This window comes from Capilliphycus salinus ALCB114379, assembly GCF_047276495.1.
Lineage (GTDB): Bacteria > Cyanobacteriota > Cyanobacteriia > Cyanobacteriales > Microcoleaceae > Capilliphycus > Capilliphycus salinus.
On record NZ_CP178543.1, the window covers coordinates 5,889,850 to 5,907,947 of the forward strand.

The following is an 18,098-nucleotide window of genomic DNA, read 5'->3' on the forward strand; positions in this document are numbered from 1 at the left end:
TGACTAACAAGCTGAAAACAAGGAGGAAAAAAACATGATTTTACTCAAACCCAAACCTCGAAAATCGAGCGAATCTGGCTACAGCTTGATCGAAAGTTTGATCGCCATCATTGTAGTTTCTATTTTGATGGTGTCTGTAGCCCCGATGATTGCTCTATCGGTTGGAACTCGCGCCCAAGCCAAACGGTTAGAGTTGGCGGCTCAAGCCGGAAAAGCTTATGTTGATTTTCTCAGAGCCAATTCCACAAATGATGTAGTTCCTGGCACTAAGAACCAAACATACGCAGAAAAAAATGCTCCTAGTAATACAGACCCAGATCAAGCCCCAGATCCAGGTGATTTAGTCGAAGATGTAGAGGGTTATGTAGATGATACAAACACCCTATATTGTATCAACTTCGATGAAGAAGCCGGCTGTCAGTCAGATAGTTTATCCGATATGGTTGTTCAGCCGGTACAGTTGAATAGCACTGACGCAAAGGCAGGTTACAATCTCCTAGTTCGAGTTTATCGGGCTGATGCTTTTTCCAGTGACGAAGCCTTAGAAACAGAGGGTCAAAACAAAGCGATCACAAACGCAATTGGCGATCGCAATGCTCCGATGGTTCAGTTTTCAACCTCAATTGCTTCTACTGGACAAAACAAATATGAAGACCTAAACACCAAAATCTGCAACAAAATTGGGGATTGTTAATGTTAATAAAACTTGAATGCAACGCTTTAACTCTCGGGGTAAAATACCATGAATAATTTATTGCGATCGCTCCTGAAAATTCAAAATAAAACCCGAAAAAAGCCGAATCAATCCGTTAGCGGTTTCACGATGATTGAGTTGATGGTCGGAGCGATTTTAGCGTTCTTGATCATCACTCCCCTGATGGGTTTTGTGGTTAGTATTCTCGAAGATGATACCCGAGAAGGACTCAAAGCGATCACCGACCAAGAAGTGAATAGTGCCGTTGATTATATGGCAGAAGATTTGAATCAAGCTCGATATATTTATGATAGAGAGGGTTTGACGGCGATCGCAGATCAACTTCCTGCTGTTGATGATGGTACTCCGATTTTAGTCTTTTGGAAACGAAAGTTAGTTAAAGATGCTGTTCCAATTCGAGCGAAAAACGTAGAAACTCCAAGTCAGTGTGATATAGATGAAGTGCTTGATTGTAATGATACCTATCTGGATGCTTTAGTTGCTTACTATTTAGTAGAACCGACTAGCAACGATACAGAAGGAGTTTGGTGTAATCCTGATAGCAATTCTGATAAATGTCCGGCTCGAATTGTTCGTGTTGAAATTCAGGATGGTTTAAAAAATTCAGATGGTGAATACTACGAAGAAAACGAATTACATGAGGATCGAAAATCTGAACAAAAGAAAACTCAAGGTTTTAACGCTCTAGAAGGAAGCCCCCTAGAATGGACGAAAGCTGACGAAGATTATGAGATGAGGAACCTTCCTCAAGTTTTAGTTAATTATATTGATCGCAGTCAAGTTGACTTACCCGGTGATGATAATGATGAATACTGTGTCAATGCTTTCGGTGGTGAAGTTACCAGTGTGGCAGATCCCAACGTAACAAAAGAAGATGATGTTTTGAAAATAAAAACAGATACTAATAGTTTTGTAGCTTGCGTTGATTCTGAGCGAAATATAGCTCAGATTCTGCTCAGAGGAAATGCTCTGCGTCGTAAGGATGCCAATGCAGAATACAATGCAAACAAAACCTCATTCTTCCCGACAGCAACGGTGAAAGTTCAAGGACAAAGTTCAGCGATTAAAACAGGGAACTAAAACCGAGTTGAATTGTTGAAAATTAACCCCATTAAAAAGCCATGAAAAAACAACTATATAAAACCTTAAAAAAATCGGCTTCCCGTTCAACATTCAACTCGCCTTCAGAGTCGGGTTTTTCATTAATTGAACTGGCGGTTATCGTTGTCATAATTGGGGTTTTCGCCGCTATTGCAGCACCGGCTTGGGATGCGTTAGTTACCCGTCAGCGAGTGAAGTCGGTTAATAGTCAAGTGTTACAGGCGTTGCAAAGCGCCCAAGCCGAAGCCAAACGAAATAAAGCTAATCGAGCAATTCAGTTTGTTAATGAAAATAATATGCCGGTTTATAAACTGTATGTGGCGGAGGAAGATGGAACTTTTGATGAAGATGAGGATTTAATCAGTGAAACTGTTATTAATATGGACGGTCAGATACAACCCGGAAAAATTCAAATAACAACCCAAGCTAACACAGGAGATTCCGAGAGTCTTCAAAATGCGATTATCTTTGATTATCGTGGAGCAGTGATAGAACCTGAAAAAATACCTGATCCTCAGCAAAATACAGATGGTTTCACTGTAACAGTTTCTACTCCTGATGGCGGCTTCAAACAATGTGTAAAAGTTGTGACGTTATTGGGAACAATGGTCACAGCAGAAGGGGATGATGATATAACCGGATGTCCGTAAAATTCAGAACGGATTAAAGATTAAAAAAAGTCATTTTAATTTTATTTGAAATAAAGCTCATTGAAATCATCACAATCATTGCTATTTTTTCGGCTTAAAAACAGTCCCTACTCCCGAGAAACGGTTGAGAAAATGTGTAAAAGTTGTGACAATATTAGCGGGAATGATAAGCTTTGAAAGGGATGATAATTAAATAAAATGCCCGTCAAATTAAGAGTTGATGTAAGATTAGATTAATAAATTTTACATCTAATTAGGGCGGCAACTGCATGAAACTCAACACGCGATCAAAATGCGATCGCCAGATTTCTCATAACTATTTTACCTCTAATTCCTCAAGTTCAAAAGTTAGATATACCGCCGGATATACCATTATTGAAATACTCCTCATTCTTGGAATAATTGGTATATTTAGTGGAATAGCAGTTCCGGCTTGGATAGGGTTTTTCAGCCGTCAAGAATTGCGTACAGGTGCAACCCGAGTCTATTGGGCGATGCGAAGCGCTCAAAGCGAAGCCAAACGTCAGAAAACCTCCGTTCAAGCGAGTTTTCGAGAGAAAGATAACCGAGTTGAATGGGCGGTTCATCTGGCGAGTATTCCCCCCGATGAGTTATCAGAAAAAGCTTGGGAAAGCCTTCCTCAAGGTGTTGAAATTGATCGAGGAGAAAACGAAACAACCCTGCGTAAAATTAACCCAGATACCAATGAAGTAACAACGTCTGAAACCAATTATTATCGGGCATTATTCAATTATAAAGGTTGTCCGGTGTATAATCCCAATAATGACTGTACTAAAACTTCTATACAAGCATTAGGACGTCTGGGACTCAAACATAAAAACTTAAAAAAGCAGAAACGTTGTGTGATTATTTCTACTTTAATCGGAGTTGTTCGGATAGGTCAAGAAAACCCCAAACCGAAAGATGATAGATACTGTTACTGAAATTCCCCGAGAAAACAGCGATCGCAAACTAATTATACAATTAAATTCAAACAATTAAATTCAAACAATTAAATTCAAACAAGTCTTTTTACTCAAGAACCGGGAGTTGAATATTACGACAATAAGCCTTGGAGTTGAACTTAGTTGTATTTAAGCCTTGAGAGGGAGGTATTGATTGGGTTGAATCAATTATGTTAAAGACGTAAAGTATGGTGGTGTTGCGCCATGCTGAACTAACTGTATGAGAAGATTTTTGTCATGTTAAAATATAGAACAACAATAGGATGGTCGCTGATTACTTCGGGTATCGTGACTCTTTTACTTAAATATATCTTACCGGGGCCTCCCGTGGGATGGGCAATTACATTTATTGTTGTTGGTGCCGCTATTTTCTTTATCCGAAAAAGCTAATACCGTTTCTCTTTAATCATGGAACTTTTTTCATCCCCCCGCCTGCGGCTTCCCCCAACCCCCCTTTTTAAGGGGGGCAAGGGGGGATCTAAGGACCTCCCTTTTTAAGGGGATTAAGGGGGGATTAATTAGATGCAACTTCATAAAAAAGTCGAAATAATCACACATAGTATAAACATCTAATAAAAATTAAAACAGGTTAGTGCGTCAAATTACCCCCGGATTTCCTGTTACCATGAAATCTATTATTTGACGCACAAACCCATCTAAAATGATGAACAGTAAGTTCTAGATGCCAAGGTAGAATCGATGACAAAAGGATTCTCATTACCTTGGTATTCTGCGACTAAATGAGAGCGTGTAATTTCTTCATTATCAACGGGATCTTCTAAATTCCACTGACACAATGTTTTTTGTTGAGGGGGAAAGAATTTGGCGTCGGCTGCATCGGCTTTATATCGATAAATTGTGTAAAAATAAAACATCGCCCGTGCAACATCGCCTTTTTTAATTTCTCGGGGTTCAAATGCGCTTTTAGTCGTTTCGCTATACTCGTTAATCAATGCAGTCGGTATAGTTTCTTGCTGTTTATCGAGTCGAAACCAATCTTCTGTTTGAGAATCGTTAATTTCTGCAAAAGGATTATTTCCCCGTCTGCTATTAACATAAATCCGAGAGGGAAAAAGGCTGTGCAAATCACTTTTAGCCGAACCATTCGCGCCTTTACTTTGAGGATAAATATGTTCGGCGTTGATATCTTGTTGATAGGCTAACTGTCGGGGTTCGGAAGCGTTGGGATCGAGTTTGATGGCATAATCTGTATAAATTCCCTTGAGTATTCCATCGTGATTGTCAATTTTGCTGTATAATATATCTCGTCCCAGTCGATAACCTAAAGTTTGTTCGGGAGTATACTCTTGGGCGACGGCTTTGAGGAGTTCGGTTCCTTCTAAGTTGGGTAAAATTACATTAGTTTTGTCAGTTCCTAAGTTATCAGCAAAACTCGGAGAAATACCACTCAGGAGTAATAAACACGTTAAACCGAATGCGATGATTATTTTGTTCAGCAAGTTCATAATAAAGAGTTGATTGGACTGCTTTACTTCTTTACTCCCATAGAATCACAAAATCCGTACAAAAAAACAGTACAAAAAAACAGTAGGTTGGGTTAAGAAAACCCAACAAAAAGTTAAGATAATATTAATGACTGTTAAATTCTAAAGATGTTCTCTTAAAAAAACAAATTAATAACGAGTTGTACAAACCCAGGTTTCTATACGACAATTTCCGGTTCCACAGGCGGCGACGGCTTGGGCTTGGGCTTGTTGTTCGGTATCCGCCCACGCCCAACCGAGTTTTCCTTCGGTATTTTTCGCCACCGCACCGCAGGCATTTTTAAACCAAACTTGTACCTGACAAGTTGAGGTGCCACATTCTTCTAAAGCCCGTTTTTCCGCTTGTTCTCGCGAAGGATAATCAAAAGAATACCCCCAAACTTTCCCATCTGGAGTAATTGCGATCGCCCCATAATTATCTGGAAGTTGCGCGAAAACCGTATTACTGATTAATATTTTAGTTCCCACAAACAATGCAGTCACAATTCCTAAACGTTTCATTTTTCTTGAGTTGGGTTACATCTTTTCTGAATTACATTATTATGCAACATTTGGTTCAATTTGGATAGGGTTGGTGCGTCAAAATGTTGCTGCTGTGATGGCTGAAAAAAATGCGTGGAATTTGACGCACCCTACTGTTGAACCGACTTCACGGGTTGTCAGACTGAACCGCAGAAAATCCCCGACGATAGGGTTTGGGTGAGGCGAGTTGAACTTGAAACTGAACGCTTTCTGTGCGATCGCCCTGTTTAATGGTAAGCGTATATTTTCCCGGTTGCATTTGCCAAAATAAAGAATTATCCGCTTTCGTCGCTAATTTCTCGCCGTTCAACCACCATTCTACAGCTTCTTGACTGTTCCCGCTAATTTTAAATTGCAGTTGGGGAGATTCTTCGGGATTGATTAAAAAATAATCATCGGGTTGGGGCGATAAAATCCTCAGTTGATTGGCGGTTAAATCAAAGCGTTGCTGTCGGGCTAACCATTCGTTATATTCGGAGGATAGTTTTAAATCTTCTGCCGAATTTTCATAATTTGCCACCTCATCTTGATGAAAATATTCTAACACAATTCCCGACCGACAATCCGACGTTGGTTTCTTTCCCGTCGCCGCACAAATGGGCAATTTTACAAACTCAGAAGGTTCGGTAAAATCGAGGGGTTCCTGTTGGGAATGCAGGTGCATGATAATTCGACTCCACAGCGGCGCCGCACCCGCAACCCCCGATATATTTTCCATCGGTTTTCCGTCAAAATTTCCCACCCAAGTAGCGACGGTATAATCAGTTGTAAATCCAACTGTCCAAGTATCACGATGATCGGAAGAAGTTCCTGTTTTCACCGCAACGGGAAAGGGTAAATTTAACACAGAATCAACCCCAAAAGCAGCCGCCCTCGCGTGGGAATCTTTCAACATATCGGTGATAATTTGCCAGGTTTCGGCTGTATGGATTTGTTGATGATTTTCGGGATGATTATTTTCAGGATAATTATTTTTATAATCAATCTCTGTTAAAGTTGTAACTAACCGTTTAAATTCTCCTTGTTTTGCCAAGATTAAATAAGCTTGGGCGAGTTCCCATAACGTTACTTCTCCGCTTCCCAAACTTAATCCCAAGCCGTAATGTTCGGGGGATTGGTTTAAATGTTCAAATCCCAATGCTTTTAAACGGGATAAAAACACGGGAACGGTGACTTTTTCCAACACTCGAACCGCCGGAATATTTAACGAATTTGCCAACGCCAACCGCACCCTCACGGGGCCTAAAAACGTTTCGCTGTAGTCGGTTGGGGTGTAGAGTTTGGCGCCGGGAATGGCGTAATAGGTGGGAACATCTGCGAGGATTGTATTGGGTTGAATTATATTTTGTTCTAAAGCGATTTGATAGAGAAAAGGTTTCAAGGTTGAACCGGGTTGTCGCAGGGCTTGAACGCCGTCATTACTCCCCAAATTTAGCGTATTAAAATAGTTGGGAGAACCGACATAAGCCAAGACTTCTCCGGTTTGATTATCGATAACAATCGCCGCAGCGTGGTTAACATTTTTATCGGATAATGCGGTGACAACTTGCCGAACTTGGGCTTCTACAAACTGCTGTAATTTTAAATCCAGTGTGGTTTTAATGTGGGGTTTTGGGGTAGAATTTTCAGAAGTATTAGATAGCTGTTCCGACACCCAAAATAAAAAGTGAGGGGAAGCCATAACCCCGAGTTGGGGAAGTTGGAATTCTACCTGTTCTCGATAGGCGTGTTCGGCTTGTTTCGCGGTAATATAACCGTCTTCAATCATCCGATCTAATACATAGCGCTGACGCTGTTTTAAAGCTTGTAAATTGTAGTAGGGGTTTAAGTCAGTTGGATCGTTGGGTAAAGCGGCGAGTAAACTGGCTTGAGAGAGGCTTAAATCTGTGGCGGGAATGTTAAAATAAGTGCGAGAAGCCGCTTCAACGCCATAAAGATTTCCGCCCATTGGTAAACGGTTTATATAGGCTTGTAGAATTTCAGTTTTATTCATGCCGGCGAATATCCGCCAAGATAACCAAATTTCCCGACTTTTATTAATTAATGTTGTCGGCGAAGGTTCAACCATTCGGGCGAGTTGCATGGTAATCGTAGACGCGCCGCTAACAATTTGTCGGGCTTGTATTGCTTCTAAAATTGCCCGTACAATTGCTTGACTATCCACCGCACCCCGTTGATAATATCGTTTATCTTCTGCTGCAATAATCGCTTGAATAAAATGGGGCGAAACGTCATCTAACGGCACAACTGCGGTATGATTTTGATCGCGGCTGAGTAAGGTTCCGAGGGGTTGTCCGTAGCGATCGCTAAATTCCACCGCAAGGCTATCTTGAGTGATGTCTTCGGCGCGAATGGGGGCGAGATAGGGAAGCGATCGCAACGTTACCCCCGTGAGAATAACTGCTAAAATTGCGGTGATTTTTTTATTGCGAAACCGGAGAATATTTTTCATCTTTTGACCCCTTTATCTATTTAGTTTCGACAGTGCGATCGCCTGTTAATCCGGAAAAAGGTTGATGGCGGGGAAAGTTTCGAGGTTGGGTGCGACGAGTTGGCAGTTGCGACAAACTCACTTATTTCGGCAAAATTCAGATGTTTGTTTTGGGGCTAGGGGAAACAACTCTAATAGGAAACTGTGGAAAAATTGGAATGCAATTGATAGAGATCCTGCTTTCATGGTATTTGTATAATTACGCCTAAAAAAGTACATTACCCTCAAGCACCTACTCTCGATATGAAATTCAAAACGATTCTGTTCGCTCTTTTCTTAAGCGCCTGTTGTCTCGCGATCGCGTTGAACCTGTCAACAATGATAACGGCACAAAACACCCCTCAAGATTCAAATAATATCACCTGGACGGCTGAAAATTCAAATCCAAACTTGTTGGGTTGGATGAAAGGATCTCCGCCCGCACCCGATAAAATAATTCGTTTTGATAACGGAACTTACTTTCAATTTCCGCAAATGCGCTGGACTGTTTGCCATTTTGAACAGTTGATGCCCACCAAGTCAGTAAGTCGCCAACTATTCGCTGCGGTTCCCTTTGAAAAAAACGAGTTATCCGGTATCGATGAAGTCACGTTTATTCCCTGGGGCGAAACCGAACCGATGACTTGGAAACAGTCATTTAATGCCAATTTTACCGACGGAATTATTGTTCTTCATCGCGGTAAAATAGTCTATGAAAACTATTCCGGCTGTCTCACCCCGACGAACCGCCACGCGGCGATGTCTCTAACTAAATCTTTCGTGGGATTGTTGGGGGAAATGCTCGTAGTTGAGAACAAATTGGACGAAAATAAACTCATTAAAGATTACATTCCCGAACTCGGAAAAAGCGCCTTTGGGGATGCAACCGTTCGCCAAGTTCTCGACATGACAACGGGGTTAGATTACAGCGAAGATTATGCCGATCCCAACGCCGAAGTTTGGCAACACGCGGCGGCCGGAAATCCCCTACCCAAGCCGAAAGATTACACCGGACCGAGAACTTATTTTGAATACCTAGAAACCGTTCAAAAAAAGGGAGAACACGGCGAAGCTTTTGGGTATAAAACCATCAACACCGACGTTCTCGGGTGGTTAATTAGTCGGGTGACGGGAGAACCGCTCACCGAGGTTTTATCGGAAAAAATTTGGAGTAAAATCGGTGCGGAAATGGACGCTTTCTTTACGGTAGATTCCATCGGCACACCGTTCGCCGGCGGGGGTTTAAATGTTGGTTTGCACGACCTCGCCCGGTTCGGACAAATGATTCTAAATGGCGGCACTTTTAACAGCCAAAGGGTTGTTCCGGAAGCGGCGATTAGCACTATTCGCAAAGGTGGAGATTTGCAGGCTTTTGCTAAGAGCGGATACACCTCGCTAAAGGGTTGGAGTTATCGAAGTATGTGGTGGATTACTAATAATAAAAACGGGGCTTTTATGGCTAGGGGCGTTCACGGTCAATCGCTATATATTGACCCCGAAGCTGACATGGTAATTGCCCGTTTTGCCTCCAATCCCGTTGCGGGTAATGCGGCGAACGATCCCACAACTTTACCCGCTTATCAGGCTGTGGCGGATTATCTGATTGAGATGGATAAATAAAAGAAAGTTGGAGGATAAAACTAATTTTTTTTGATTCATTCAGTAGGATTACGGTCTTGAACATTTAGACAATCCTCAAATTGTTTTTCAAAGTTCCGTAGTCCTACGGATGCTTTTTAGGGGGTTTCTGTTTTAGATTTAGATAGATAAAATAGCAAGTTCGTTGTTGCGCTTCAGCGCACCGAATCTGGCGCTAAAATAGCAAGTTCGTTGTTGCGCTTTAGCGCACCGAATCTAGCGCTAAAGCGCAACAACAAGCTGATTAACCTCAATTTTAATTAACAAAAAACCCAAAAAGATGAACTACTCCTTTCAACAAAATTACGCTCAAAACACCAATTTAGACATCATGTATCCCGCCACCGGAACCCTAGCGGGAGTCGGTTTATCCGCGACAATTGGTAACATGGGTTTAGTCGGATCATTTGGGGGCGTTGCGGTTGGTGCGTTTCCCGTTGCGGTTGCCGGTTCGGTGGTGGGTTTTGCGGTTTACGGTGCAACAGAAGCGCTCAAAAATACCGATTCCGATGTCATTTTTCCCATCGCCACAGGTGCAATAATTGGCGCCGGAATGTTCGGTATTGTTGGCGGAATGGGGTTGGGAGTTGCGGGAACTGCGGTGAGTATTGGCGGTGCAACAATGGGGGTTGCAGGTGCCGTTGTCGGGTTGGGGGTTTACGGTGCTTTTAAAATGGTTGAAAAAGTTGATAAAATGATGCCAGCAGAAACGGCGATGCAAGCTTTTTCCCGCATGGAAGAACGGATAAACGATGCTTATTTGGATTCGTTTTTTTATACGGAAGCCTTGCTGGAAGTTGCGGAGTTAATTAATCCCGATTTGGCTTGGGAACGGAAATTTAGAGAGTTAGAAATCGAAGAAGAATTACAACAACTGAAAGCGCAGGTTAAACCGTTACCCCAAATTGAAAAAATCAATATTCAAATAACAGTAACGGGTTGGTATGACTGGCATCCTCATCTGGATATTGCACCGAATAGTATAAAACGGGAGTTGGCGAAATACCTTTGTATTCAAATGAAACATTCCGAAATTCAGTTAATGATTTGGAGTATTAAAGAAATCGCCGTTCAACCCTCAGCTAGAAATTATTTGGGGAAACAATACAAATCCCCGAGTATTTCTAAGATTGTTGAGTTTGAGTTAAAAATTGCCTTAACGTTATCGGTTCCCGCCGATATTCTTGCATCGGAAAACTTCAACGATATCGTTAAAAAAAATCTGGAAATCGGCGAACTTTCTAGCTTGGTTAAGGTGGATAAATTTGCTTTAGTTCAAGTCTAATGTTATCAAAATTATCGAGAAATTATCGCTTCGACTTCTTCTAACGCCTGAAAACTGCCAACTTGCCAAGACCGTTCCACCGCAGTAGAAACAATTTCAGAAATGGCAATATTTGGAAAGTTGGGGCTGGTTTCCGATAAAATATATTTGCCGTTTTCAAACAGATAAATGCTTAACTTTTCCCGATTAAATATCCACAGTTCGGGAACTTCTAGGGCTTCGTAAGCCGCCAAAGTTGTTTGGGAAGCGACATCAACTTCTATTGCTAAATCTGGGGGCGGATCGTTTGGTTCGAGTCGCCGACGGTTAATCATTTGTTGATAGTTTTGGATGTAAAAACTGGCGTCGGGTTCAACTCCGGCTATTCTTTCTTTTTTAAACGTCGTTGAACGAAAAGATTCGTATCGTTTACCGAAGGATTTTAACAGCATTTTGATAATATCAGAAATAATTTCTGTAGGTTTTTCGTGTTCGGGTAAAGGAACCATAATTTCTAAAGTGTTGTGACTATAAACAATTCTCGAAGATCGCTTTTCTCCCAATTCTTGTAAAATCGCTTCAAATTCCTGCCAATTCACGTTAGGAATTGTTACCACACTTCCCGGGGAAAAGTGCATTTGACTGATGGGTTTAACAATAGGAGTTGTTACCGTCATTTTTAAAACCTATTTAATCATCCTATTTTATTTTAACTCAAACCCCTAAAATAATCACCTAATATTAAAACAACCCACTGAGCAATTTATTGATATAATATAAACCAAGCTAAAGATTCAAAAGCAAGACGAATTTTATTAGGAGATTATCCCCATGAATTCGACAAGCAGTTTACAAGAAATCGCAACCTCTTTACCGATTTTCAGTGAACCCGAACAAAAGGAAATATTTTTGTTTGTTTTGGGAGCTTTAACAGCGAAGATTATTAGCTTGAGGAAAGCCGCAGAAATGATGAATCTTGATGAGGAGGGCTTGTTACAAACTTTAGATTTGTTAGGAATTGAGTTTTCCTATTTGACTCAAGAAGATATTGAACAAGAAAGCATTTGGTAGAAATCGTGAAAATTGTGATCAACTCATCTCCAATTATTTTTCTCGTCAAGTTACAATTACTCGACTTATTTTTAACCCGTGATGATGAGTTTTATATTCCCTCGGGAGTTGTTGAGGAAATTGAGGTGAAAAGTGATCAAGTCAGACAGGGAATTTTACCTTTTATAGAAGCGGGAAAGCTGCGGGTTGTTTCGACTCGTTTATTCACCTTGGTTAACCGTTTAAATCTCAATTTGGGACGGGGAGAATCCGAGGCGATTTCATTAGCAACTGAACTACAAGCCGATTTAATTATTTTAGATGATCGCGCGGCTCGAAGAAAGGCTGTAAATTTGGGGTTAAATGTAAAAGGAACTTTAGCTTTGATTAAAAAGCTGAGTCAAGAAGGTAAAATTACAATAGATAACGTTGATGAACTTTACGACAGATTACAGCGAATCAACTTCAGAGTTTCTCGCCCAATCTTTGATGCAGTTTTTAAGAATTTTGAACCCTAATTTTCTCTAATTATTATCCTTTATTTTAACTCAAATTTAAAAAATAATAATCGGGGAATTGCCAAACCGACGGGAATTGCTAACGTCATTAATACCGCTTTACTCGCGGCAACAACGGTATTGATTAATAATAATAATTCGGTTTCAGTTCCCAACGCTAAAATTTGAGTTAAACCGCTAATTGAGCGAAAAATAAACACGCCCGGAATCATTCCCACAACCGCCCCAAATGCGATCGCAGCAGAAGGCGCTTGATAGCGACGGGAGAAATAAACGGTCATTAAACCCACTAAAGTTGAAGCAATTAAATTCCCCCAAATGATTCCAAAACCAAAATTTAAACAGATTTCTCGGGTACCGTGACCGACCATTCCACACAGCACGCAAGCGGCTAACATTTTTCGAGGAACGTTGAAAGAAAGCGCAAAACCCATTGCAACTAACCCCGCAAAAAACATATCTTCAGCTAAGGGTAAATGAAAGCTTTTACTACTGGCTGAAATTAACGTTTCTGTCGCACTTGCAGCCAGCAATAACCCGAATGCAATGGCACCCAAAACAACAAAACTTAAGCCCAAGCGGGCGATACCAATGGTAATATGATTTTCCAATAAATCTAATACCGCATTAATTAAATGAACGCCCGGAACTAACATCAAAGACGGTACAATTAAACATAATTCTGGTGTCGAACTCCAACCCAACCGCACCGCCACACCGCCAATACATCCGCCCACAAATGCCGCTAAAAATGAGATTAAAAAAGGATTGAGTTTGCGTTTTCCCAACTGTTGACGCAAGACAACGCCCACCGCAGTGGCAATACCAACAATAAAAAATGTTTGCCAGTCCGCCCCAAAAAGTTTCGCCAAACTTCCCGAAGTTATCCCCAACATTAAAATCAACAACCAAGCGTGATAATGGGGTAAACCCGCATCTATTTTTTCCAATTCTTCAACGGCTTCTGTGGGTGTGATTTTCTCTTGTTTAATGGCATCAATAACTTGATAGACGCGAGTAATGACAGCCATGTTAATGTTCATCGCCGGAACACTGCGACTAAAACGAGAAATAAAACGATTTTCGACTTGGGCGGTTAACGTTAAAACTTTGTAGTCTACAAACAGACGAACGGGCCAACCAAATACATCCGCGAGTTGATAAACGGCTTGATGAACCCGACCCGTAGCCGCACTATTTTGTAATAACAACCGACCCGCTAATAGAATTAAGTGAAATTTTTGTTCTATTGCAGTTTTTTCGGGATATTTAAGAGAGTTGGTATCAATAGTCATCGAAAAAATATCAGAAACTTCAACGATTAAAAGCTGTTAAAAATTGGCAATTTATGCTAGAATTAAGTTTAGGCTAAATAATCTAACCAACTGCCAATAATATCCGGTGAACCGTACCATTTTCCGGGCGATCGCGGAGAATGCCAAACCCCATCTAAAGTAAGATTTTCAGCCCCTTCTAAATGCGCCGCTTCTACGGGTGTAATGCCATCTCCCCAAGTTTCTCCTTGACCAATGGTAAGCTGATAACTGTTGTAAGGGAGCCAAGTTTTAAAGGTTCGTTGACCATAAACCGCTTTACCCGCAATACAAACATAACGCACCTGAGAATAAAAAGCGCCCGGATAATTATCCTTAACAAAATCTAAATTTTTTCTCGTCCAACGTTCTTGACTAATGTGAGGTGTTCCCAGTGTAATTAAAGTATTAACAACCGGGTACATATTCCACAAACCGATAACTGTTTCCGTGACATCACCATGCACAATATAGGGTTTTTCACCGATATAAATTCTGGCGATCCATCCTCCTGCGGAATGTCCGACGAGATTAATTTGAGGAACCGAATATTTATCTAAAACCTGTTCAACCGTTGCATTAATTTTCTGCAAAATTGGCACCATCGAACGTCCGCCAATGGTCGGAAACCAATCTCGTTTTCGCAGGGGAACGACAACCGTTGGAATTCCTTGTTGGTTGAGATATTGTGCTAAAAGATAGTAATCTTCAGCACCCGCAAAAAAACCCGGTAAAATAACAGTTGGTAATGGCATTCTGATTTTTGAGAGATAAGATATAACGGTTTGACAGCTATTGAGATTTTAGCGATATTTTCAAAAAGTGTAAACTTATCGAGAAAAAAACCCCAGACTAACAAACTGGGGAATTCGTAGATGATCAATTGTATCAAGTGATTCACTTTTTCAACTGTCAGCCTTTGAGAAAACGCCGACCCAACGTTAGCAGTGATACCGCAAATAAACCTGTAAAATAAGACGGTTCGGGAATCTTTTCAGCAGTTGTAACCGTAACATTATCATCGAGTTCATCGCCAAGCGTATTTATATAGTTTAAAGCATCTTGATCGTTGATAACATAAGCTCGTAAAAAAGCCGCACTCCAGCGAGCAATTGTTTCCGTTGCAACTTCCTGTTCTAGAGTTGGCTCGTTAACCGCTCGAACCGGATTATTTTCATTGGTAATTCCGTAATGATTCGCCCCTTCTAGTTCAATAAACAGCTTCGGTGAATTGATAATTTTGTTGTAAGTATCGACTGTTGTACCGGGTCGAATTACTCCATCTTTTGTCCCCAAAATTAATCCGATGGGAGCCTGATTATCAATCGGCGGAACACCGGAAAAACCCAAATCTCTGAGGTTAAAAGCCGCCCCATAAAAAATCCCGGCTTTTAGCGCTTCTGGGAAACGATAACTCTCCGTACAAATCCCAACAAAACACTCGTCTTGAAGCGCAGCAATTCCGACTAAACCCCCGAAAGAATGCCCCAATAAACCCAAAGAATTCGTATCAAGTAAACCCGCTACTGGTGATGTAGGATTATTGTTTTCTAAAGTCATAAAATCCAACACCGCAGGAACTTGTCCCTGTTCTGATGCCAGACCGGTTAATTCCACACCTCCAGGCCCTTGTAACGTCCTCAAATTGTTAGGAACAACGACAGTAAATCCATAACGAGCCACGATACTGGCATAATTACTATAGTCGGCTTTATCGACTAAAGCGCCCTGTAATAATAAGACAATTGGAGTTGATACGGTGGCATCGGAAACAACGGGATAGTAAATATCAGTTGGATCGCTGTCAATGACAGTAGAATATTGGCGAACTTCTGAATATAGGGGTTCTCCGGTAAAGGTTGTTGCTTGAACGGAACTGTTCGCCGATGATAGGAATAGTAAAGCAGATCCGATAACAGAAACGGGGTTAAAAAGGGTGATTTTTTGTTTATTCATCTGAGTTTAACCAAAAGTTATGCAATCAAGTTTTCGGGTATCTTGATCGGGTCTGACAATAATTCTTTTTATATAAGCATTTGGGGTCTTCAGTCAAGCGATCGCTTTTCTTATTTTACGGGTGATAGATTTTAAAAATGATTAGCTCAATTTTAAGAGGGTGTCAAGTGCGGCTTTAAGGTTAGTTTTGAATGTAGAGAAGGAACAGGGAGATGAATGTATGGCTTACAGCGATTTTAGTTTGAGTCGAGTCAAGAAAGAATTTAATCTTACTTTCACCGAAGCAACCGATATTTTTGCATCGGTACCGGAGTTAAAGCCGAGTGTTTTTTTAGAGGAAACCCTTCAAGAAAATTTACCTGTAGCTTTGGCGAGTAATACAGAAAAATCTCGGTCTGAGATGATTATTACTCCGATTTTAATTGATTTACGCAAACAATTTCAGCGAAAAATAAGTTTATTTTCTGGGATTAACTTTAATGTAGATTCGGATAAAGGACTGAATGGTAATTGTGACTATATTATCAGTCTTTCCGAGGAAATCTTAATTCTAACTAGCCCAATTATAACATTAGTTGAAGCGAAAAAAGAAGACTTAAACGCCGGATTAGGTCAATGTATTGCGGAAATGTTAGCCGCTCAAATGTTCAACGAACGAGAACAAAATCAAATCTCAACGATTCAGGGTGTCGTAACATCGGGAACCAACTGGAAATTTTTAACACTTGAAAACCGCAATGTTTCGATTGATTTAACCGAGTATTACTTAAATGATCTATCTAAAATACTGGGAATCTTAGCCGAAAATGTGAGGCGGAATCAGACCCAATCCCTCAACAATAATCAATGAAAACCAGAAAAAATCCAATTCCAACCCCAAATTCAACCATTCTATTCAACTATTCTTCGGAGTCTCCCTCGAAGGTAATTCGATCCGATTTATAACTCGGTGGTTCCACATGAATTACCGTTCTAACCGGACTAAAATGTTTTTCCAGTTGAGCTTCAACTTGTTCGGTAATATTGTGAGCAGTGTTCACGTCATCCGCTTCAACAATCATGTGCATTTCGATAAAAACCTGACGACCCACAACCCCCCGAGAAGCAATAGCGTGACAATTAACAACACCCGGAATTCTCATCGCTAAAGCGCGAATTTTTTCCGGTGGAATTGCCATTCTATCCGCCAACCAAGGCAAATTTTCTTTGAGAATTTCCCAAGCGCTATGAAACACTAAAATCGCCACCGGAAACGCCATCACCACATCTAAAGCTTCCAGTTGAGGAAAGTTCCATTTTCGACCTAACCACACTCCAATTAATCCGGCAATTACCATTAAAGTTGTCCAAATATCGCTCATGGTATGCTTGGCATCCGCCACCAGTAAAGCACTTCCCAAACGTTGACCCATGTAACGTTCGTAGTAGGCAACAAAAATGTTAATTCCCAATACTATTAATAAAATCCACAATTCCACAGAAGAAATATTGACCGTATTTCCCCCGCCAAAAATACGTTCAATTGCACCCGTGAGAATTTCAAAAGATGCAATAGACAAAAAAGCTGTCACCGCCAAAGCACCCAAAGCGTCAAATTTTTGATGTCCATAGGGATATTCGCGATCGGGTTCGGGAGAAGCAAATTGATTGGCAACTAAGCCAATAATATTATTCGCTCCGTCTGTAACACTATGTAACGCATCAGCCAGTAAACTTAAAGAGCCAGTCAGCAACCCCAACGTTGCTTTAATTGCCATAACGACCACATTCAACACTAGGGTGAGAATGAGAACTTTGCGGACTTTTGGACGATTGTCAGTAGCCACAACGTCTCCTTTGATTCAACAATTCAGGATTTATCTCTAGTTTATACAACTAATAGCAATTAAAAATAGTTCTAAGGAAAGAGTTTTGTGTATTTATAAGAAATATTCTCAATAATTTTGAAGATAAATTTATTGATATTTTGTAAGGTTTAAATTCAAAAAACTGCAATCAACGCTCTAGAAAGGGATTATTTCCAACAAATAATATTCTTGGCTCTATTTGTCTCAGTCCTCTACTTGCAAATATTATCTGTAACTTGATCTGTAACTCTGTTTTCGTCCTCAGCCTGTCGGAGATTTTGCCAAAACAGGACGAAACTAATCCGCTCAACCTTCGTCTAGCCTATCGTGTCTGTTGTATCCGCAGTCCTCAATTATCCTTTTTTGCAAATTAGTCCGGAAATTCACCTACAACCCCTGCATCAAACACATAGAGACCAACGAGTGTGACGAAACAGGGGAGGGTGGTTCCTCCCCCTTTCTGATCTCAAAAAGGGTAAATCATTCACAAATGCAGGACTTTGCTCGACAGGCTTACCAGGGTGATGATTGAAAGGATTTTCATCGCAAAAGGCGCTGTTGCAATCATGTAACAAGAAAATACT

General features: G+C 40.8%; 17 protein-coding genes. 9 read left to right on the forward strand and 8 right to left on the reverse strand.

Annotated features, from left to right (window positions below; all coding sequences use genetic code 11):
- Nucleotides 1-34: 34 nt before the first annotated feature.
- From hpsB to ACL6C3_RS23880, 4 genes are all read left to right on the forward strand, one after another.
- The gene (gene hpsB / locus ACL6C3_RS23865) at nt 35-694 is read left to right on the forward strand and encodes a hormogonium polysaccharide secretion pseudopilin HpsB (protein WP_413161718.1); all 660 of its coding nucleotides are present in this window, start codon (nt 35-37) and stop codon (nt 692-694) included.
- 48 nt (nt 695-742) lie between these two features.
- The gene (gene hpsC / locus ACL6C3_RS23870) at nt 743-1,795 is read left to right on the forward strand and encodes a hormogonium polysaccharide secretion pseudopilin HpsC (protein WP_413161720.1); all 1,053 of its coding nucleotides are present in this window, start codon (nt 743-745) and stop codon (nt 1,793-1,795) included.
- A gap of 41 nt (nt 1,796-1,836) precedes the next feature.
- A complete protein-coding gene (locus ACL6C3_RS23875) occupies nt 1,837-2,466 on the forward strand; it encodes a Tfp pilus assembly protein FimT/FimU (protein WP_413161722.1) in 630 nt (209 codons plus the stop codon).
- A 269-nt stretch (nt 2,467-2,735) separates the two neighbouring features.
- Nucleotides 2,736-3,410, forward strand: a complete 675-nt coding sequence (locus ACL6C3_RS23880) for a Tfp pilus assembly protein FimT/FimU (protein WP_413161725.1) — start codon at nt 2,736-2,738, stop codon at nt 3,408-3,410.
- A gap of 677 nt (nt 3,411-4,087) precedes the next feature.
- On the opposite strand, the gene ACL6C3_RS23885 is transcribed toward ACL6C3_RS23880, so the two are convergent.
- The 3 genes from ACL6C3_RS23885 to pbpC all read right to left on the reverse strand — a co-directional run bounded on the left by ACL6C3_RS23885 (nt 4,088) and on the right by pbpC (nt 7,910).
- Complete coding sequence (locus ACL6C3_RS23885; RefSeq protein WP_413161726.1) at nt 4,088-4,897, reverse strand: endonuclease I family protein; 810 nt, start codon at nt 4,895-4,897, stop codon at nt 4,088-4,090.
- A 168-nt stretch (nt 4,898-5,065) separates the two neighbouring features.
- Nucleotides 5,066-5,437: a DUF4189 domain-containing protein gene (locus ACL6C3_RS23890; protein ID WP_413161728.1), complete on the reverse strand. Its 372-nt coding sequence runs from the start codon at nt 5,435-5,437 to the stop codon at nt 5,066-5,068.
- Nucleotides 5,438-5,585: 148 nt separating this feature from the next.
- The gene (gene pbpC / locus ACL6C3_RS23895; protein ID WP_413161729.1) at nt 5,586-7,910 is read right to left on the reverse strand and encodes a penicillin-binding protein 1C; all 2,325 of its coding nucleotides are present in this window, start codon (nt 7,908-7,910) and stop codon (nt 5,586-5,588) included.
- A 357-nt stretch (nt 7,911-8,267) separates the two neighbouring features.
- On the opposite strand from pbpC, the gene ACL6C3_RS23900 reads away from it, so the two are divergent.
- On the forward strand, nt 8,268-9,548 hold the full coding sequence (locus tag ACL6C3_RS23900; protein WP_413161731.1) for a serine hydrolase domain-containing protein: 1,281 nt from the start codon (nt 8,268-8,270) through the stop codon (nt 9,546-9,548).
- Between the two features lie 298 nt (nt 9,549-9,846).
- Entirely contained in the window at nt 9,847-10,851 is a 1,005-nt protein-coding gene (locus ACL6C3_RS23905) for a hypothetical protein (protein WP_413161733.1), read from the forward strand.
- An 11-nt stretch (nt 10,852-10,862) separates the two neighbouring features.
- Here the strand turns inward: ACL6C3_RS23905 and ACL6C3_RS23910 are convergent, their stop codons facing one another.
- The gene (locus ACL6C3_RS23910) at nt 10,863-11,507 is read right to left on the reverse strand and encodes a Uma2 family endonuclease (protein WP_413161735.1); all 645 of its coding nucleotides are present in this window, start codon (nt 11,505-11,507) and stop codon (nt 10,863-10,865) included.
- 154 nt (nt 11,508-11,661) lie between these two features.
- Between ACL6C3_RS23910 and ACL6C3_RS23915 the strand changes: the two genes are divergently transcribed.
- Together ACL6C3_RS23915 and ACL6C3_RS23920 are read left to right on the forward strand one after the other, a co-directional pair.
- A complete protein-coding gene (locus ACL6C3_RS23915; protein WP_413161737.1) occupies nt 11,662-11,901 on the forward strand; it encodes a hypothetical protein in 240 nt (79 codons plus the stop codon).
- Nucleotides 11,902-11,906: 5 nt separating this feature from the next.
- Nucleotides 11,907-12,398, forward strand: a complete 492-nt coding sequence (locus ACL6C3_RS23920; RefSeq protein WP_413161739.1) for a DUF3368 domain-containing protein — start codon at nt 11,907-11,909, stop codon at nt 12,396-12,398.
- Between the two features lie 20 nt (nt 12,399-12,418).
- Here the strand turns inward: ACL6C3_RS23920 and ACL6C3_RS23925 are convergent, their stop codons facing one another.
- From ACL6C3_RS23925 to ACL6C3_RS23935, 3 genes are all read right to left on the reverse strand, one after another.
- Nucleotides 12,419-13,693: a threonine/serine ThrE exporter family protein gene (locus ACL6C3_RS23925; protein WP_413161741.1), complete on the reverse strand. Its 1,275-nt coding sequence runs from the start codon at nt 13,691-13,693 to the stop codon at nt 12,419-12,421.
- Nucleotides 13,694-13,761: 68 nt separating this feature from the next.
- The gene (locus ACL6C3_RS23930) at nt 13,762-14,466 is read right to left on the reverse strand and encodes an esterase/lipase family protein (RefSeq protein WP_413161743.1); all 705 of its coding nucleotides are present in this window, start codon (nt 14,464-14,466) and stop codon (nt 13,762-13,764) included.
- Nucleotides 14,467-14,623: 157 nt separating this feature from the next.
- Nucleotides 14,624-15,667, reverse strand: coding sequence for an alpha/beta hydrolase family protein (locus tag ACL6C3_RS23935; RefSeq protein WP_413161746.1), 1,044 nt, complete (start codon nt 15,665-15,667; stop codon nt 14,624-14,626).
- A gap of 220 nt (nt 15,668-15,887) precedes the next feature.
- Here ACL6C3_RS23935 and ACL6C3_RS23940 point away from each other — a divergent pair, with 220 nt between their 5' ends.
- On the forward strand, nt 15,888-16,517 hold the full coding sequence (locus ACL6C3_RS23940; RefSeq protein ID WP_413161749.1) for a hypothetical protein: 630 nt from the start codon (nt 15,888-15,890) through the stop codon (nt 16,515-16,517).
- Nucleotides 16,518-16,566: 49 nt separating this feature from the next.
- Here the strand turns inward: ACL6C3_RS23940 and ACL6C3_RS23945 are convergent, their stop codons facing one another.
- On the reverse strand, nt 16,567-17,493 hold the full coding sequence (locus tag ACL6C3_RS23945) for a cation diffusion facilitator family transporter (protein WP_413161751.1): 927 nt from the start codon (nt 17,491-17,493) through the stop codon (nt 16,567-16,569).
- Nucleotides 17,494-18,098 lie beyond the last annotated feature (605 nt).

Excerpts from the sequence above, each read along its gene's own strand:
- hpsB (WP_413161718.1), top strand. The coding sequence starts at position 35 with ATGATTTTACTCAAACCCAAACCTCGAAAATCGAGCGAATCTGGCTAC.
- hpsC (WP_413161720.1), top strand. The coding sequence starts at position 743 with ATGAATAATTTATTGCGATCGCTCCTGAAAATTCAAAATAAAACCCGA.
- ACL6C3_RS23875 (WP_413161722.1), top strand. The coding sequence starts at position 1,837 with ATGAAAAAACAACTATATAAAACCTTAAAAAAATCGGCTTCCCGTTCA.
- ACL6C3_RS23880 (WP_413161725.1), top strand. The coding sequence starts at position 2,736 with ATGAAACTCAACACGCGATCAAAATGCGATCGCCAGATTTCTCATAAC.
- ACL6C3_RS23885 (WP_413161726.1), bottom strand. The coding sequence starts at position 4,897 with ATGAACTTGCTGAACAAAATAATCATCGCATTCGGTTTAACGTGTTTA.
- ACL6C3_RS23890 (WP_413161728.1), bottom strand. The coding sequence starts at position 5,437 with ATGAAACGTTTAGGAATTGTGACTGCATTGTTTGTGGGAACTAAAATA.
- pbpC (WP_413161729.1), bottom strand. The coding sequence starts at position 7,910 with ATGAAAAATATTCTCCGGTTTCGCAATAAAAAAATCACCGCAATTTTA.
- ACL6C3_RS23900 (WP_413161731.1), top strand. The coding sequence starts at position 8,268 with ATGATAACGGCACAAAACACCCCTCAAGATTCAAATAATATCACCTGG.
- ACL6C3_RS23905 (WP_413161733.1), top strand. The coding sequence starts at position 9,847 with ATGAACTACTCCTTTCAACAAAATTACGCTCAAAACACCAATTTAGAC.
- ACL6C3_RS23910 (WP_413161735.1), bottom strand. The coding sequence starts at position 11,507 with ATGACGGTAACAACTCCTATTGTTAAACCCATCAGTCAAATGCACTTT.
- ACL6C3_RS23915 (WP_413161737.1), top strand. The coding sequence starts at position 11,662 with ATGAATTCGACAAGCAGTTTACAAGAAATCGCAACCTCTTTACCGATT.
- ACL6C3_RS23925 (WP_413161741.1), bottom strand. The coding sequence starts at position 13,693 with ATGACTATTGATACCAACTCTCTTAAATATCCCGAAAAAACTGCAATA.
- ACL6C3_RS23930 (WP_413161743.1), bottom strand. The coding sequence starts at position 14,466 with ATGCCATTACCAACTGTTATTTTACCGGGTTTTTTTGCGGGTGCTGAA.
- ACL6C3_RS23935 (WP_413161746.1), bottom strand. The coding sequence starts at position 15,667 with ATGAATAAACAAAAAATCACCCTTTTTAACCCCGTTTCTGTTATCGGA.
- ACL6C3_RS23940 (WP_413161749.1), top strand. The coding sequence starts at position 15,888 with ATGGCTTACAGCGATTTTAGTTTGAGTCGAGTCAAGAAAGAATTTAAT.